The organism is Candidatus Defluviilinea gracilis (assembly GCF_057138825.1).
In genome coordinates, this window is sequence record NZ_DBNHEF010000067.1 from 61035 (window position 1) to 78578 (window position 17544).

The 17544-nt window shown below is 55.0% G+C and carries 12 protein-coding genes and 2 tRNA genes; 6 read left to right on the plus strand and 8 right to left on the minus strand.

Annotated elements, in window-relative coordinates:
• The first annotated feature begins 35 nt into the window (after nucleotides 1-35).
• From AC16KF_RS10535 to acnA, 4 genes are all read left to right on the plus strand, one after another.
• Entirely contained in the window at nucleotides 36-590 is a 555-nt protein-coding gene (locus AC16KF_RS10535; protein ID WP_484037274.1) for an RNA polymerase sigma factor, read from the plus strand.
• 361 nt (nucleotides 591-951) lie between these two features.
• Nucleotides 952-4947 carry a preprotein translocase subunit SecA gene (locus tag AC16KF_RS10540; protein WP_484037275.1) on the plus strand — a complete coding sequence of 1332 codons (3996 nt, stop codon included), beginning with the start codon at nucleotides 952-954 and terminating at the stop codon, nucleotides 4945-4947.
• Nucleotides 4948-4950: 3 nt separating this feature from the next.
• Nucleotides 4951-5997, plus strand: coding sequence for an adenosine deaminase (gene add / locus AC16KF_RS10545; RefSeq protein ID WP_484037276.1), 1047 nt, complete (start codon nucleotides 4951-4953; stop codon nucleotides 5995-5997).
• Nucleotides 5998-6116: 119 nt separating this feature from the next.
• Complete coding sequence (gene acnA / locus AC16KF_RS10550; RefSeq protein ID WP_484037277.1) at nucleotides 6117-8828, plus strand: aconitate hydratase AcnA; 2712 nt, start codon at nucleotides 6117-6119, stop codon at nucleotides 8826-8828.
• Between the two features lie 195 nt (nucleotides 8829-9023).
• Here acnA and AC16KF_RS10555 read toward each other — a convergent pair whose 3' ends face one another.
• From AC16KF_RS10555 to AC16KF_RS10590, 8 genes are all read right to left on the minus strand, one after another.
• Nucleotides 9024-10625 carry a hypothetical protein gene (locus AC16KF_RS10555; protein WP_484037278.1) on the minus strand — a complete coding sequence of 534 codons (1602 nt, stop codon included), beginning with the start codon at nucleotides 10623-10625 and terminating at the stop codon, nucleotides 9024-9026.
• 69 nt (nucleotides 10626-10694) lie between these two features.
• Nucleotides 10695-11330 carry a response regulator gene (locus AC16KF_RS10560; RefSeq protein ID WP_484037279.1) on the minus strand — a complete coding sequence of 212 codons (636 nt, stop codon included), beginning with the start codon at nucleotides 11328-11330 and terminating at the stop codon, nucleotides 10695-10697.
• Between the two features lie 140 nt (nucleotides 11331-11470).
• Nucleotides 11471-12694, minus strand: a complete 1224-nt coding sequence (locus AC16KF_RS10565) for a sensor histidine kinase (RefSeq protein ID WP_484037280.1) — start codon at nucleotides 12692-12694, stop codon at nucleotides 11471-11473.
• A 125-nt stretch (nucleotides 12695-12819) separates the two neighbouring features.
• A complete protein-coding gene (locus tag AC16KF_RS10570) occupies nucleotides 12820-13548 on the minus strand; it encodes an ABC transporter permease (protein WP_484037281.1) in 729 nt (242 codons plus the stop codon).
• A gap of 143 nt (nucleotides 13549-13691) precedes the next feature.
• Nucleotides 13692-14624, minus strand: coding sequence for an ABC transporter ATP-binding protein (locus AC16KF_RS10575; RefSeq protein WP_484037282.1), 933 nt, complete (start codon nucleotides 14622-14624; stop codon nucleotides 13692-13694).
• Nucleotides 14625-14726: 102 nt separating this feature from the next.
• On the minus strand, nucleotides 14727-15152 hold the full coding sequence (locus AC16KF_RS10580; protein ID WP_484037283.1) for an NUDIX hydrolase: 426 nt from the start codon (nucleotides 15150-15152) through the stop codon (nucleotides 14727-14729).
• Between the two features lie 32 nt (nucleotides 15153-15184).
• A complete protein-coding gene (gene miaB, locus AC16KF_RS10585; RefSeq protein WP_484037284.1) occupies nucleotides 15185-16534 on the minus strand; it encodes a tRNA (N6-isopentenyl adenosine(37)-C2)-methylthiotransferase MiaB in 1350 nt (449 codons plus the stop codon).
• Between the two features lie 121 nt (nucleotides 16535-16655).
• Nucleotides 16656-16985, minus strand: coding sequence for a Flp family type IVb pilin (locus tag AC16KF_RS10590; protein ID WP_484037285.1), 330 nt, complete (start codon nucleotides 16983-16985; stop codon nucleotides 16656-16658).
• 289 nt (nucleotides 16986-17274) lie between these two features.
• Here AC16KF_RS10590 and AC16KF_RS10595 point away from each other — a divergent pair.
• Nucleotides 17275-17359: transfer RNA gene (locus AC16KF_RS10595), tRNA-Ser, on the plus strand.
• Between the two features lie 79 nt (nucleotides 17360-17438).
• Nucleotides 17439-17528: transfer RNA gene (locus AC16KF_RS10600), tRNA-Ser, on the plus strand.
• Nucleotides 17529-17544: the final 16 nt, after the last annotated feature.

The window sequence follows — 17544 nt, forward strand, 5'->3', positions numbered from 1 at the left end:
CCGCTGAAGACCCGGGAAACCGCGGATGTGTTCTCATGAACGACGTTGTTTCCCTGCTCAAAGCCGCCCAAAAATTGGACGAAGAAGCGCTCACCGCCATCTTCGACCAATATGCCCCTGCCATTTACAAATACACGCTCCGTTTATGTCACGACCCAATTCAAGCGGACAATATCGTCGGCGATGTTTTCGCTCAACTGCTCGAGCAATTCGCCGCGGGGAAAGGTCCGCGCACGAACTTGCGTTCCTACCTTTATCAGACCGCGTATCACCTCGTGGTGGACCGGTCGCGCGATAACCAGCATACCGCCCCGCTGGAAGTTGCCGTAGACCGGCTCGACAGAGGGCAACTCACCCCCACCCAGACCCAGATCGAAGAGCGCGTTATGATGGAAGCGTTGATCTCAGCCATGAACTCGGAACTCACCGACGACCAGCGGCACGTCATCATCCTGCGGTTCCTGGAAGACTTCAGCCTGAAAGAAACTGCGGATATCGTTGGAAAAGAAGTCAACAACATCAAGGTGATTCAAAACCGGGGGATCGCAAAATTGAGAAAAGCGCTTGGTTTGCAACTCGAGGAACTGTAAATGAGCCTCGAAACCAGAGACGCCGAGATCGCTCGAATTTTTGCAAGGCTGAAAGTATCTGAAGCGGGTTATCCGCCCCGCTTGTTTAACGCTCGTCGCGTCGAATTCAGGAAACAAGTCGTAAAAATTTGTTTGGAACTGGGGTGTTCGGCCGCATGGATAAGCATGCGGAACAGCCACGGGAACGGCGGCGATCGACCCAGCTGACGCGACCCGCGCCAGCAAAGAAAAACGATTCCCTTGAAACCCCACAGTAGAGAGACACGAAAACGCTCGTGTCTTTTTATATTTCGCTAATACTCGCGTGCTACGATAACCCGCCGCAGGAAGCAGTATAATTCCCGTCCGTAAAGGTAACCTAATGCTGAAAAGTTTCGTAAAACTATTTGGGGGCGACCCCAATCGCAAGACCATCGAACAATATAGCGGAATCGCAAACGAGATCAATTTGCTCGAAGCGCAATTCGAAGCGTTGAGCGACGACGCCCTGCGCGCCAAAACCGACGAGTTCAAAGAGCGGATCGCGCAAAGCCTCGGAGAGGCGGATGGGCTGACGGAGCGGGAGCAGTTCGAGGCTGGGCAAGACGCGCTGGAAGACATCCTACCCGAGGCGTTTGCGGCAGTGCGCGAAGCCTCCAAGCGGACCATCGGTTTGCGTCACTACGATGTGCAATTGATCGGCGGGGTTGCCCTGCATCGCGGCTCGATCGCTGAAATGCGCACAGGCGAGGGGAAAACGCTCGTTGCCACATTGCCGATCTATCTCAACGCTCTGCTTGGCAAGGGCGTTCACCTCATCACCGTGAATGATTACCTCGCGCGGCGCGATGCGCGTTGGATGGCTCCGATCTATTCCATGCTTGGGCTTTCGGTGGGCGTGTTGCAAATGGCGGCGGCAACCGAAAACGGGAAAAAAGCATTGCTCGTCGACCTGGAGCGCGAATCGACGCATGAAGACCAGCATCAATTACAGTTGGTGGAGCGCCGCCTCGCGTATGAAGCGGATATCACCTACGGCACAAACTCGGAATTTGGGTTTGATTACCTGCGCGACAATATGACCATGCGCCTGAGCGACCGCGTCCAGCGCGGACATTATTTCGCCATTGTCGATGAAGTGGACAATGTGCTGATCGACGAAGCGCGCACGCCATTGATCATCTCCGGTCCCGCTTCGGGAAACCTGGAATGGTACGGGAAGATGGCGCAGGTCGTTCGTCAACTGAAGCCCGATGATTATGAGGTCAACGAGAAAGACCGCAACGCGCCGTTGACCGAATCGGGGCTGGCGCATGTGGAGCAACTGCTCGGGCAAACACTGACCGATCCCGACCGACCCGAAGATATTTCTCCCGAGCAAGCGCGGTTGCTTGGCTATCTCGAACAAGCCATGCGCGCGCAATTTTTGTTCCATCGCAACAAGGAGTATCTCGTGCAGGGCGGCAAGGTTGTGATCGTGGACGAAAACACCGGGCGGCAAATGCCCGGTCGGCGCTGGAGCGACGGGTTGCATCAAGCCGTGGAAGCCAAAGAGGGCCTGAAGATCGAGCCTGAAAATGTGACCTATGCCACAGTTACCCTGCAAAATTATTTCCGCATGTACAAGAAACTCGGCGGCATGACCGGCACCGCGCTCACCGAAGCCGAAGAGTTCAGCAAGATTTACGAATTGGAAGTTGCGCCGATCCCGCCGAACCTCGAATATCAAGCCTTCGGAAAAGACGCGCCGCTCATCGAAATTAAAACAAAGGACGACGGCGGCTATTCGTATTCCTACTTTTCGAAGCGCGACGATACCCAGGAAGAGCCGCTCTTCTTCCGTCGCAAAGATTATCCCGATGTCATCTACAAAACGCTCGAGGCAAAACTTCGCGCCATCGTTCTCGAAGCCATTCGCGAACACGCGCGCGGACGCCCGCTCTTAGTCGGCACCACCTCGGTGGAATCTTCCGAGCGGCTTTCGTCGCGGCTTAAAGCGGAACCTGTCCGACGGTTGATGCAGATCGCCCTGGCGCGCGAAGCGTGGTTGAAGGCGAACAATCGCGAACAAGGCGAGTTCGCCATCCCTGAATTGCAATTCCTCAACGATCCCATCGAAAAAATCACAGCCGATGCCCTGCGGAAATTCATCCAGCCCCTCGGCGTGACGAACATCAACCCCGAGGACCCGTCGAACATCAACATCCTGCTTGATGTGTTGCGATTGGATTCGTCGGATAGCAACCGACTGAAGTCGGTGTTACAGGGCGGCATTCCTCATCAGGTGCTTAATGCGCGCAAACACACCGAAGAGTCGCAGGTCATCGCCGGCGCGGGCGCGTTCGGCGCCGTGACCATCGCCACCAACATGGCGGGGCGCGGCGTGGACATCAAACTCGGCGGCGAGATCGCCGAAGAGGTGATCTCAGCCGCCAACCGCGTCTTGCGCAAAGCGGGCTACGAGAACCCCTTCGACATGTCGTTGGAAGAACGCCGCGTTGCCCTGCAACACAGCGACCCTTCCATCTTTGGAATTTACGAAGCCGAGGTCAAACATTTCCTGCAATACTTCGAAGACATGGAACGCGTGAAAAATCTCGGCGGCTTGCACGTGATCGGCACCGAACGCCACGACGCGCGGCGGATCGACAACCAGTTGCGCGGTCGCGCCGCGCGCCAGGGCGACCCCGGCTCCTCGCGCTTCTATCTCTCGCTGCAAGACGATCTCATGCGCATTCAGGGCGGCGCGCAAACCAGCGCCATCATGGATCGCCTGCGCGTGGACGAATCGCTTCCCCTCGAAGTGGGCATGGTCAGCAAACTGATCGAACAATCGCAACACCGCATCGAAGGCGCGAACTTCGACGTGCGCAAACACCTGCTCGAATACGACGACGTGCTCAACAAACAACGCGAACAGATCTACCATCAACGCGATCGCATCTTCGAAAAAGAAGACCTGAGCGACGATATCGCCACCCTGCTCGAGACCGAAGTGAAGCAACGCGTCGAAATCGGATTGGCTGACGAAGAGGGACCCTGGAAGTTGATGGCTTGGCTCGAACAAGTGCAACCCGCCTTCATGACCGGCGACCGCCTCTTCCCCAGTTTCGGCTTGTCTCTGCTTCTTCGAGAGTTGTCCGCCACCGACGATCTTCGACATTCGACCTTAGACTTAATCTCCCGCGCCATCGAAGCCGAGAACGTCCATCATCAACGCGCCATCGAACACCTCATCGACAACGCGGAACAGTCTTTGCAATCGCAACTTGCCAGCCGCGAAGACACCCTGGACGCATACTTCGAAGGCTTGCGAGACCGCGAAGACGCGGACCGTTTGCGCCCGCAAAAGATGCTCGAAGAGATCAACAGCCTTGTCGGTATGCAATTGCGACTCAACAATGAACAAATGCGCGCGCTGGGCGAGGACCCGGCAGACGCAAAAGACACGATCCGCAAAATGGTGGAGGGGCAGTTGATCGCCAACACTGTGGCGCGGGTTGTCAATACCGCCGCCAAACGGACGGGCGAATCGCTCGGCGAACGGTTCGAAGTCTCCAACTGGGACAACATCGCCGACGAACTCATCGATGCCGCGCAAGCCGCCCTCGAGCGCAGGCGTGAACGCCTGAACAGCCAGATCGCGCGCGATATCGACACCTTGATGCCTTCCACCATTAACGAAACAACGACGCTTAAACTTCTAATTTCTCTGTCGCAAGAATCGCGCACCGGCTACGACCAGAAACACCGGCAGGTGAAGCAAGTGTTCCCTCGTTTCAATTATGTCTTCCTCATCGCCCAATTACTCGAAAGACAGGAAGCCGAAACGATCACCGAAGATGTGCTGACGCACCTCGAAGAAGCCGAGACCGCCTTGCGCGCCGCATGGGGCGAACGCGAATATACTCGTATCGCCGCGAACGCGCAAAAACTGGGCGATTTCGGCATCCCCGCCAAACAGGCGTTTGGGGAGGGGCGGCTGAACGAAGCCGTATCAGGCATCCCTGAGTCTGATCGCGAGGCGTTGATCGAATCCATCGGCAAGTACGTGCTCAATGAAGTCCATCGGCAATTACTGCTCAGCGCTACGACTGAACTGTGGGTGGATTATTTGACGCGCATCGAAGCCTTGAGGGTCTCGATCGGCATGGAGGCTTACGCCCAACGCGACCCGCTGGTACAATACAAAGGACGCGCGTCGGAAATGTTCGCGCAACTGATCGAAGATATTCGCGGGCTGGTGATCGGGCGCGTGTTTGCTTATCAACCCCGCCCGGTTGAAATCGCCGCGCTGGAAGCGTCGGACGCTCCCGCAATGGAGATGCAACAGGAAAACAGGGATGAAAACCGAAAGAAGAGACGTCGAAGACACTAACGCATGAGCGCCGTCGAACGAGTCACCGCTTCGCTGAATACGTTTCGGGCATTGCCCAAGGTGGAGTTGCATCGTCATCTCGAAGGCTCACTGCGTCTCGACACCATGCTCGACGTCGCAACGCAACACGGCATCACCATCCCGGCAGACGTGTTGCGACTAAGCACGTTGGTGCAGATCCAAGAAGAAGACAAACTCACCTTCCAGAATTTTCTCAGCAAATTCAACACCCTGCGGCTGTTCTATCGCTCGCCCGACGTGATCCATCGCATTACGCGCGAAGCCGTCGAAGATGCGGCGAAGGACAATGTGAAGTACATGGAATTGCGCTTCACGCCCGTTGCGTTGAGTCGCGCGGAACGTTTCCCCCTCCATGATGTGATCGATTGGGTCTTGTCCAGCGCAAAGGATGCGGGGGAAACACACGGCGTGACTGTGCGGCTGATCGCCTCTGTCAACCGGCACGAAAGCGCGGAATTAGCCGAACAGGTTGCCTGGCTGGCGGCAGACCACGTGAAAGACGGCTTGATTGCGCTCGATCTGGCAGGCAACGAAGCGGACTTTCCTTCGCAACCGTTTTACGGGATATTCAAAGAGGCGAAGCAGGCCGGTCTGCATGTGACCATCCACGCGGGCGAATGGGGACCCGCTTACAACGTGCGCGAAGCCATCGAAGAGATCGGCGCGGAACGGATCGGTCACGGCGTGCGCGTGATGGAAGATGACTCCATTGTGGCGTTGGCGCGCGAACGACAGACGGCATTCGAAGTGTGCATCACCAGCAATTATCAGTCGGGCGTTTTCGAATCGCTCGAAACACATCCGCTCATGCAAATGCTCGAGGCGGGCTTGAACGTCACCATCAACACCGACGACCCCAGCATTTCGCGCATCACCTTGAGCCATGAATATTACGCCGCCTGCGAAGACTTGAAAATGCCGCAAAAAACTTTGAAGCAGCGCATCGTGGCGGCGGCAAAAGCGTCTTTTATCGAAGAAAACGAAAAAGCAAAACTTGTGAAGCAATTGGAAAAGGATTTGAAGTTATAATCTAAACCATAGCAAGGATGGCAAAGGCGCACCTTTGTGTTCTTCGCAAGTTTGTGTGGAACCGGTAACGCCGACTTAAGTCGGCGCTCCGGAAATACAGACCACCAAAGGAGAACATTATGAACGATTACTTTAAAGCGCGCGATGTTTTGAAAGTGGGGAATAAGGAATACACCTACTATCGCCTCGACGCATTGGAAAAAGCGGGTCTGACCCAACTCAAGCGGCTTCCGTTTTCGATCCGCATTATGTTGGAAGCGGCTCTGCGTCAATGCAACGACAAGGAAATTACCCAGCAAGACGTGAAAAATATCGCCGCATGGACCCCCCTCCCGTCCCCCCTAAAGGGGGGAAGCCGCCCCGGCATCCCCTTCCTGCCTGCCCGCGTGATCATGCAGGATTTCACCGGCGTGCCAGCCATTGTTGATCTTGCCGCCATGCGCGCGGCGGTGGCGCGTCTCGGTGGCGACCCGAAGAAGATCAATCCGCTTGTGCCGGTCGATCTCGTCATTGACCATTCCATTCAAGTGGATTTCTTCGCCACCCCGGAAGCATTGCAACGCAACACCGAAATGGAATTTTTGCGCAACAAAGAACGCTATGAATTCCTCAAGTGGGGACAACATGCCTTCCAAAACTTCCGTGTGGTGCCGCCGATGACCGGTATTGTCCATCAAGTCAATTTGGAATATCTGGCTGATATGGTGATGACAAAGAAAGACGGCAAAGAAATCGTCGTATTCCCCGATACATTAGTTGGAACCGATTCGCACACCACGATGATCAACGGACTCGGCGTGGTCGGCTGGGGCGTGGGCGGCATCGAAGCCGAAGCCGTGATGCTTGGTCAACCGATGGACATGCTCCTGCCGGATGTGATCGGCTTCAAACTGCACGGCAAACTCAAAGAAGGCGTCACCGCCACCGACCTCGTCCTCACCGTCACACAGATGCTCCGCAAAAAAGGCGTGGTGGATAAATTCGTCGAGTTCTACGGACCCGGGCTTGAAACCATGTCGCTCCCCGACCGCGCGACCATCGGCAACATGGCTCCCGAATACGGCGCGACCATCGGCTATTTCCCGGTGGACAAAGAGACTCTTCGCTACATGCGGCTGACGGGCCGCTCCGAAGAAACCATCGCGTTGACGGAAGCCTACGCGCGCGCGCAAGGACTCTTCCATGATGCGTCCATGCATGAACCCGAATTCACCGACACGCTCGAACTGGACCTTGGGGCTGTTGTGCCATCGCTGGCTGGACCCAAACGTCCCCAGGATCGCATCCCGATGGTCGAGTTGAAAGAGACGTTCAGTAAAATCTTGAGCGCGCCGGTCAAAGAGCGCGGATTCGAATTGAAGCCCGAAGCCCTGAACGCCGAAGCCACCTACGGAACGAACGGCGGCTCGATGAAGATGAAGCATGGCGCGGTGGTCATCGCGGCGATCACGTCTTGCACGAACACAAGCAACCCGTCTGTGTTAGTGGCGGCAGGATTGCTCGCAAAGAAAGCCGTCGAAAAGGGACTCAACGTCAAGCCGTATGTGAAGACCTCGCTCGCGCCCGGTTCTCGCGTGGTGACCGAATATTTGAAGCAAGCCGACCTGCTCGATCCGCTCGCCAAACTCGGGTTCAACGTCATCGCTTACGGATGCACCACCTGCATCGGCAATTCAGGTCCGTTACCGGCCGAGGTGGCGAAGGCAGTCACAGGGTCCGATCTTGTAGCGGCGGCGGTGCTTTCTGGGAATCGAAACTTCGAGGGGAGAATCCACTCGCTGGTGAAGGCAAACTTCCTAGCCAGTCCGCCGCTTGTCGTCGCATACGCTTTGGCAGGGACAGTTGACATTGACCTCGATAAAGAACCGCTTGGCACAGGCTCCGATGGCGCGCCGGTGTATCTCAAAGATCTGTGGCCCTCGCAAAAAGAGATCAACGATGTCGCGTCGTCGAGCGTGCGCGCGGAAATGTTCAGGGACAAATATTCCGATGTGTTCAGCGGCTCGGACATGTGGAAGGATATCAAAGTGACCGGCGGCGATCTGTATGAGTGGGACGAGAACTCCACGTACATTCATCATCCGCCGTATTTCCAAACCTTGGCTCTCGACGCCAGCGAGGTGAAAGATATCAAAGGCGCGCGAGTGCTGGGCATGTTCGGCGACTCGATCACCACCGATCACATCTCCCCTGCCGGTAACATCGCGGTCGATTCGCCCGCCGGGAAATATTTACAGGAACGCGATGTGGCTCCGCAATACTTCAACTCGTATGGCTCGCGGCGCGGCAACGATCTCGTGATGGCGCGCGGCACGTTTGCGAATATCCGCCTCAAGAATCTTTTGGTTGCGCCAAAGGAAGGCAACTGGACGAAGCATCACACCTCGGGTGAGGTCATGTCCATTTTCGATGCGGCGATGAAATACCAGAGCGAAGGCGTGCCAAGCATCATCCTTGCCGGGAAAGAATACGGCTCCGGCTCCAGCCGCGACTGGGCGGCGAAAGGTCCGATGCTGCAAGGCGTGAAAGCGGTCATCGCCGAATCGTTCGAACGCATCCATCGCTCGAATTTGGTCGGCATGGGCGTACTGCCGTTGAAGTTCATGGATGGGCAGACTGCTGAGTCGCTTGGCTTGAAAGGCGATGAAGTATTCGACATCGCAGGCTTGAACAACATCTCACCGAAAGCAGTGTTGACGGCGAAGGCAACCAAAGCCGATGGATCAGTGGTCGAATTCCAAGTCACCGCTCTGCTGAACACTGATGTAGAGGTGAATTATTATCGCAACGGGGGTATTCTCCATACGGTGTTGAGGAATTTGGTGAAGTAGTTCCTACTGCGTATTGCGTACTTCGTAAAAGAGACTCGCTTTTGGGCGAGTCTCTTTTTATAAAACCTCTTGCTAAGGCGCGCTAGAGAGCGCACCCTACGCGAAATTATTATTTGTGTAGCGGACGTTCTCTAACGTCCGCTTTCACAAGCGGTAAAACTTTTTGACCTATAAAAGAGGTAATCTACAAACAATCTACGTCGGGTTCGTCTTCAAGCTCGCCAGACCTCTCTCGATAGAGGCAAGGCGTTCCATGATGTTGCGGCCCGTGCTTTCGCGCAGTTTGGCGACGTACAGCACTTTGCCAGCCTCCGCGCCGAATTTTTGCAGGCTCCGAATCACGGACGAGGAATACCCAACTCCGTTCTCGCGTTTACCGAACGCCATCACGCCGAGGAACTCAGGCTTGGAGGCGCGTTTCAGGGTGAGCGGCAGGTATAACGAGTAATGAGACGCGTCCGCGGGAATGACAACCTCTCCCCTGTCAAGCAAGAGGCGATCTTTCTCCACAAGAGTGATCGATGGCAACTCTCCCTCCTGGGGTAGCGGCTCGGTCAGGAACAAGGTTCCGCTTTCGTGTTTGAGGAAAATGTCGACCCCGGTCAAGTCCAATTGTTCTTTCACCTGCCGGGCGAGGATCTTCAAAATGTCAGTGGAAGACAACATCAACTGCGCCTCCGGGGCGAACTCCACGATGGTGCCGCTGAAATCGATCTCCTCAGGCTTGAAACGACGGTCCACAAAATTTTGCAAGCCGTCGCGCAAAGGAACGAACAGAAGCGCCACAGGGAAGATCGCTAACAACCCGAAGAAAGGCGACTCGGCGCTCAGGTATTGCTTTGCGTACAGTTCGAACAAAATGGCGCCGGTGATGCCCAACGATCCCATAATGGCGGTGTGAGCGCTATAGACCAATGTGCGATTGATGACAATGTCTATATCCCAGATGTGATAACGAAGCGCGGAGATCGCAAAGGTGACGATAAAACCGTAGGTGAAGAAAAGCGTCAGGAAGAACAGGGTCAGGTCAACGATGGAGCCGGCGACGTATCCGAAAATCTGATACTTCAACCAATACAGGATGTAGAAAAAGGTCATGCCGACCAGCGAGAGGGCGATCCACTTCAATTGCTGGCGTTGAAGCGGGTCTTTCGTCACGAATAAGCGGTAGACCTGCGCCAATACGCCCAATCCCAATACCCCCAGGCGGAACAGCGCGGGCAGGGTATCGAGGAGGAAGATCCGTATCGCATCCGATAATCCTGAAGCGAGGAAGATCATCACGCACAGGTAAACGGGCAGTACCAACATCCCAAGCAGGCTGAGCGTGAAAAACCAGCGCGTCCAGCCGGGCGTCCATTGTCCATTGGGGAAGGTCAACAACACATAGAGCAACAGGATGGACAATAACAGCGTATAACCCGTGCTAAGAAAATAAGCGATGAACCAGTTGATCAATTCATCGCCGGTCAGGTTCATGGATGACCAGAGATCGAACCCGGTACTGGTGCTGGTCCACGTAACGAGCATGAGGGATACGATCACGGCGAGTCGATCCATTGGCTTGCGCCAGAAAATGATCGCCGCCGCGATCACGCCGACCACGAACGAACCGAAATTGAGATAGACATATACCCACTTCTCAATATCCAATTGTTCAACCGACAGTTGTTGATACGATCCATTGACGCTGTACACAATGGATGTCATCACTACCGCCAGCCAGCCCAGCCTCACCAGAATTCTCTGCAAGACAGGGAAATTGCGCGTATTTGTTTTTCTCTCGGTGGAAGTCATGGCGCTCCTCCTTTGCCTGATTCGTTTATCTTAACCCCCATCCATTGTTTCAAGGTACGTGAATCCTTTTTACACCAATCCCTGTTTCCTCGCAATATCCGCCGCCTGAGTGCGGTTCTCGGCTTGCAGTTTGGCGAGAATGTTGGAGACGTGGTTTTTCACCGTCCCTTCGGTGATGAACAATTTTTCCGCCATGTCTTTGTTCGACGCGCCTTGCGCCAACAACACTAACACTTCCCGTTCGCGCTCGGAAAGCGATTCGATCGTGGACGATGTTGGACGCATCATGTCACGCAAGGCGCGCGAGGCGATCTCAGGCTGGATGAAGACTTCACCCTCGTGCACGCGCCGAATCGTTTCGATCAATTTATTGGCAGGCGTATCTTTCAGCAAATATCCCATCGCGCCCGCGCGCACGCCTTGATAGACATAATCGTCGCGGTCGAACGTGGTGAGGATGATGACCTTCGCCTGCGCCCACTCGCGGCACAATTTCGCCGTCGCTTCGACGCCGTTGAGGACGGGCATCTGCACATCCATGAGGATCACATCAGGACGCAGTTCCAGCGCGAGTTGCATACCGCGTTCACCATCCCCCGCTTCACCCACGACGTGTAAGCCGGGTTCCAGATCGAGAATCGTTTTCAACCCCTGACGCATCAGAGTCTGGTCTTCGACGAGGAGGAGGTTGATGGTGGTTGACATAAGAGTTAAAAATTAACCACGAAGGACACAAAGAGCACGAAGGTTAATTGGTTGAAGATCATGGTTTGTGCCCAATGAGCAGGGTCTGGGTAGATGATGTTAAAAAGGATACATCCAATTTGTCAGTGTAGATAAAGCCATTAGAGCAGAGGCAGTCTCACGTCGACGCGTGAACCGCCACTGTTACCCGAGAGAGTCAACGCGCCGCCGAGTCCCTCCACGCGTTCGCGCATCCCGCGTAATCCATAATGTCCGGGCTTGTTCTCGGCATCCGCAGGGAAACCACATCCATCGTCTGTGATCGTGAGCGTTACATGTTGCGACTCGATGTCGAGATTTAAATCCACATTCCGCGCGGCGGCGTGACGTTCGATATTCGTCAGCGCCTCTTGCGCGACACGCCAGAGCGTTTCGGCATGAACGGGCGAAAGTTGATTCGCATCGTCGTGAATGTGACACGTGACGGCAAGATGCGCGCGCTGAGCAACATCCACGCTCAAGGTTTGCAACGCTTCACTCAATTTTCTTTCACCAAGCCCTGGCGCACGCAGACCCGCGAGCGAACGCCGCAGTTCATCCATGCTGGCGCGGGTGAGGTCTTTGAGCTCATCCACTTGCGCGGAGGCTTTATCGGCATCCACTTTATACAAACGTTGGATCGCTTCGAGTTGAACCGACAACGCCACCAACGAATGACCGAGGCTGTCGTGCAGATCGCGCGCGAGACGTTCCCGTTCGCGCAAGGTCGCCAATTCGGCATCGCGTTGACGAGCCGCTTCCAACTCCTTTTGGGCTGACTCGAGCTTCGTGATCAAATCCGCCCGCTGACTGCTGGTGCGGATGATGCCATAAATAAATAGAAAGACCGCCATGCCGCCAATCCACATGAACGAAAAACCAAAGGCGGCGCCAAAGGGAATTTGCGTGATATTCCAATCGGAAATGATTAATAGAATAAAGAATGTGACAACAGCCGTTCCAAAAACGACTCCCCTCAGCGGCAGTAAACCGAACATCTGACCAAAGTACGTGAAGCCCAGCCACCAGGCAAACGGATTCAACCAACAGGCTAACACCCACATACAAACTCCGCCCACAAAATAGATGGTGAGGTTTTTCTGTGAAATGGGCCAGCCGCCGCCTCGGATGCAGAATAAGTAAAGCGCTCCTTGAGCAACGGACAATCCCGCCACTGCCCACTCGCGCCAGGTTAAGTCGCCTGCATGTGAAGCGAGAACCGCCACAGCGGCGAAACCGAAGATCAATACAGACAACACATCCCAAAACCTACCGTAAAGGTGAAGATTCTCGGCAGATATCGGGAGGTCGCTATCGGCGAGATGGGATGGTTGGGATTCGTTCATGCGGAAAGTGTACTCTGGATGAGAGAAAGTGGAAAGCGCTCCCTCACCCTAACCCTCTCCCAATGGGAGAGGGGACTAGACTCCCTTCCCCCAATGGGGGAAGGGTTGGGGATGAGGGGAATTAATTACGCTTTCGGTTCCCAGCGGAACAACTTGGCGGCGACGAATGTGGCGGCGATTCCGTACACAGCGAGGAGCAACAATTGAGAGAGCCATTTCGGGTCGAGCGTCGCTTCCAGCATTGCCGAACGGACCAATTGCGCGACGGGATAGGCAGGCAGGTACGGCACGACGTTTTGCAACCAAGCGGGCAACATATCCAGCGGGAAGATCATGTCACTGATGAACATCAGCAGGAAGTAAATGGTCATGCCAATTGCGGTGGCGCTCCCTGATTTTGCCGATACGCCGCTGATGATGCCACCCAGCGCCATGAATGCCAGCAAGCCGATCAGGATCATCGGATACGCTAACAGCAATCCCGTCGCGCTCAAAGGCACTTTATAGAGCAGGACGCCCGCAATGATGATAAGTGTGCTTTGCAGGACGCCGATCACAATATTCACCAACAGATATGAGCCGATCATTTCCACGGCGGGCAACGGCGTGGCTTGCAGACGTCGAAGCACGCCTTTTTCGCGCATCTCCAACATCATGGTTGAACTACTGACCAGACCGAAACTCAAGGCGTTCAAGACGATCACGCCTGGGGTCATATAGTCCATGAACTGACTCATGACCGCACCGTAGATGACCATAAGCAAAATAGGGAATGCGAAGTTCCAGAAAAGCACATACCCGTTTCGCAAGTGCATGAGGGTCATGGCTTTGGTAAGGATGAGAAAACGTTTCATCAGTATTTTCCTTTCAAGAATAAACAACATTTGAACTCTTGTATGAGTGTCTCTAGCTCAGCCACAGAGTTCACAGAGACCGTTGAGAAATGCTCTTTATCTCTGTGTTCTCTGTGGCAAAAATGACTTTCGCAAGAGGTCTATTAATTCGACTCGGCAAGTACGCGTCCCGTCAACTTGAGGAACACATCCTCAAGGTTGGGCTGGCGCACCATCACGTCGCGGATGGAGCGACCTGAACGCAACGCAAGTTCATGCAGGGCGGTCATCGTCACTTCGGGGCGGGCAGTTTCCACTTCCAAGTGTTGACCCGTGTACCGCGCCGCGCTCACCTCAGGCAGTGCGCGGACTTGATCCAGCGGCAATTCCACCGTCGCTTTCAACATCGAATTTAGTTTGAGGTTCGCGATCAAGGCGCTGGGCGTATCGCACGCCACGATCTGACCGCGATCAATGATGGCGATTCGTCCGCACAACGCTTCCGCCTCTTCCATTGCATGAGTGGTCAACACAATTGTGCGTCCTTCATCGTGCAACTGACGGACGATGTCCCACACGGCGCGACGCGCATGAGGGTCCAGCGCGGAGGTCGGCTCGTCGAGCAACACGATCTGCGGATCGTTCGCAATCGCAACCGCCAGCGCGAGTCGTTGTTGTTGCCCGCCCGAGAGGCGGCGCGCCAGCGTGTTTCGTTTTTCAACGAGATCGAAGCGGGCGAGAAGCGCGTCAATTTCTTTCGAGGTGAGATACACCTCATACAACGCGGCGTACACTTCCACCAATTCGGCGACGGTCAGGTCGTCGAGCAACGCGGTTTTTTGCAATTGGATTCCCAATTGACGTTTCGTCGCGGCAGGGTTCGCCTGCACACTGATCCCGCCGACATGCACTTCTCCCTGTTTGGGTTTATGCAAGCCTTCCACGCTGGCGAGCAACGTGGTCTTGCCCGCGCCGTTCGGTCCGAGCAAGCCGAAGATCTCGCCTTTTTGCACGTTCAAACTCACCCCGTTGAGGGCGGTCAACGCGCCGTAGGCGGCGGTCACATTTTTTACATCGATCATTGATTGTTGAGACATGGCAACTCCTTTTGTTAGTGCGATGATACGCTCACCCGCCTCATTGCCCCAGTCTCGAAGGCATGATCTGCCCTATGCCAAAAGACATATTCCCCGTTATGACTACTTCAACATCTCCAACAAACCATCGGGATACAAGATGGACTTGCCCTCCCCGAACTCATGCAGACTCTTCCACACCACGCGGATTCGCTCCCCGTTCGCTTCGATCACTTCCATTTCAGCCTGCTCATACAACTCAGCCTTTGCCAACGCCCCATCATAGACCATTACGATCTCGTGACCCGTGTTTCCGTTATTGACAAAAATATTTTCAAGAAAGCCGAGATGCTTCAACCCTTCGATCTCGCTGTGCAATTCCTCCATGATCTCGCGGCGGACAGCCACCTCCCCGCTTTCGCCGAACTCAATCCCCCCGCCCAGCGGACGATAATACGTTTCGTTCTTAATCGCGTCATGCCCTTCAAAGACGAGGATGCGGTTGTTGTTTTTGAACACGCAAAGAGCAATCGGGCGGATGTGGTTCATACATAAAAAGTAGAGCGAGATGGCATCTCGCTCTACACAGTGATCAATTCGATTTTTTGCGAGCGCACCCCAACAAGATTCGCCTGCATGGACCACGGTCCCGTCCATGTGACGGTGACTGGGAGAATCTTGCCTTTCAAAGCATCATCCGACTCGACGAAGACAAGTTTGTTCGTGGGAGTTCGTCCCCGCCAGCGATCCTTCACCTTCTCTTCGAATAACACGTCCACGGTTTGACCGAGATATTTCTTGTTGATCTCGCCAACGATCTGTTCCTGCAAATCGTCGAGCAGATGCAGGCGGCGCAGTTTTTCTTCTTCGGGCACGTTATCTTCCATGCGGCGCGTTGCGACGGTCCCTTCGCGGGGGGAATAACGCGCCAGATGAGCCACGTCAAGCCGCAGGTCGGAGAGGACGCGATGCGTTTCCATGAATTGCTCCTCGGTCTCGCCGGGGAATCCGACTATGATGTCCGTTGCGATGGAGCAGTCGGGAATCTTGTTGCGGATCTTTTCAATGAGACCGCGGTACTCTTGTTGAGTGTATCCGCGCTTCATGTTCGCCAGCACTTCATCGTCGCCCGCCTGGATCGGCACTTCGATGTGCGGCATCACCTTCGGAAGCTCGGCGATGGTGTCCATCAACTCTTCGGTGAAGTAGTTGGGATGCGATGTGAGAAAACGGATGCGCTCGACGCCTTCGACATCATGAACGATGCGAAGCAGTTGCGCGAGGTTGGGTCCGTCGGGAACGTCTTTGCCGTAACGGTCAACAATCTGACCGAGCAAGGTCACTTCCTTCACGCCTTGCGCGGCGAGCGAGCGAATCTCCGCGACAATATCGCCGACAGGACGACTGCGCTCGATGCCGCGTCGGAACGGGATGATGCAAAACGCGCAGGCATGCGAACAGCCATACACGATCGGCACATGCGCGCTGATGAGTTGTCCGCGCTCGTGCTGAGGGAGGATGAGTTCATCGTCCATCATCAAGAAACGGCGCGTGGTTTCAGAATCTTCCAGCGAACGGATTTCGCCTTGACTCAAATAAGAAACGAGCGGTCCCGGGTCGGAGGGAGGCGAGAAGACATCCACATACGGAAGTTTCTCGCGCAGTTTGTCCGCGCCGCGCACGCCGACCATACACCCCATGAGGTTGATGACGAGGTTGGGATTCTGTCGCTTCAACGGGAGCAGGCTGGTGAGGCGTCCGATCGCTTTGTCCTCCGCCGATTGACGCACGACACAGGTGTTGAGGACGATCACGTCCGCTTCTTCGATGGTTTCTGTAAATTGATAACCGAGATGCTCCAACGACGAGCCGACGCGCTGTGAATCGGCGACGTTCATTTGGCATCCCTCGGTCCAGATATGGTATTTCATAGGGTTGGGATTATACCAAGATGGCGGGGGAACACAAAAGCATAATCGCCGCAGGTCAATGCGGTAATTATGCTCTGTTCGAACGAATTACCAGAAATATAGTTATTACGACGACGTACGTCTAGCAAGCGGCATCCATAGCGGCTTGCAGAGCATCGTGATCCGCCATGTTGGCGCCGGGGTTTCCATCCCAGGTGGCGTGCCAATTACCGTGCGCGGCGGCGGCGGCATCGCAAGTTGCCTGACTGCCTCCTCCGCCATCATCGCCGCCCCCGCTCAGAATGCCACCGCCACCGAGCGAGTTATTAATCGATGAAAAGGTGTTGCCGATCCGAGGACCTAACGCGCTGGCTGCAACAATCACTACGATCGCGACAAGGGCAATGATGACGGCATATTCAACCAATCCTTGCCCTCGGTTTCGCCTGGAAGGAGAAAAAAATGATTTCATGGTCAAACTCCTTTGCCTGATTATAACCCACAGCGTTTGAGATGGCGTCCTCAAAGGTTACATTTTTCAGTGTTCAATTTTGCAAGGCGCGCAACCAAATTCGATTTGTACGGCTCCCTCTTTGTCACCGAGCACGCCAATGCCACGGAGAGAAAGTGCCGTTATGGTCGCGGCATGAACGGCAGGACTTTACACGCCAAAATAGTCACTCCTCGCCATGCCTCAAGGAATAAGCCTCGCGGGCGCTCTTATGGTAAAATTTCGTCCGCCTCAACTGGTGAGGCTTTGTGGAGGGATGGCCGAGCGGCTGAAGGCGCATGTCTTGAAAACATGTTTGGGTCACACCAACGTGGGTTCGAATCCCACTCCCTCCGCTCGATTTACGATTGACGATTTTGGATTTACGATTGATTGGTAATCGTCAATCTGCAATCGTAAATCGTCAATCAAACCGGGGAGGTGCCAGAGTGGCTGAATGGGCTCGCCTGCTAAGTGAGTGCTGGGTTAAACCAGTCGCGGGTTCGAATCCCGCCCTCCCCGCCACAAAAAAACACGTCCG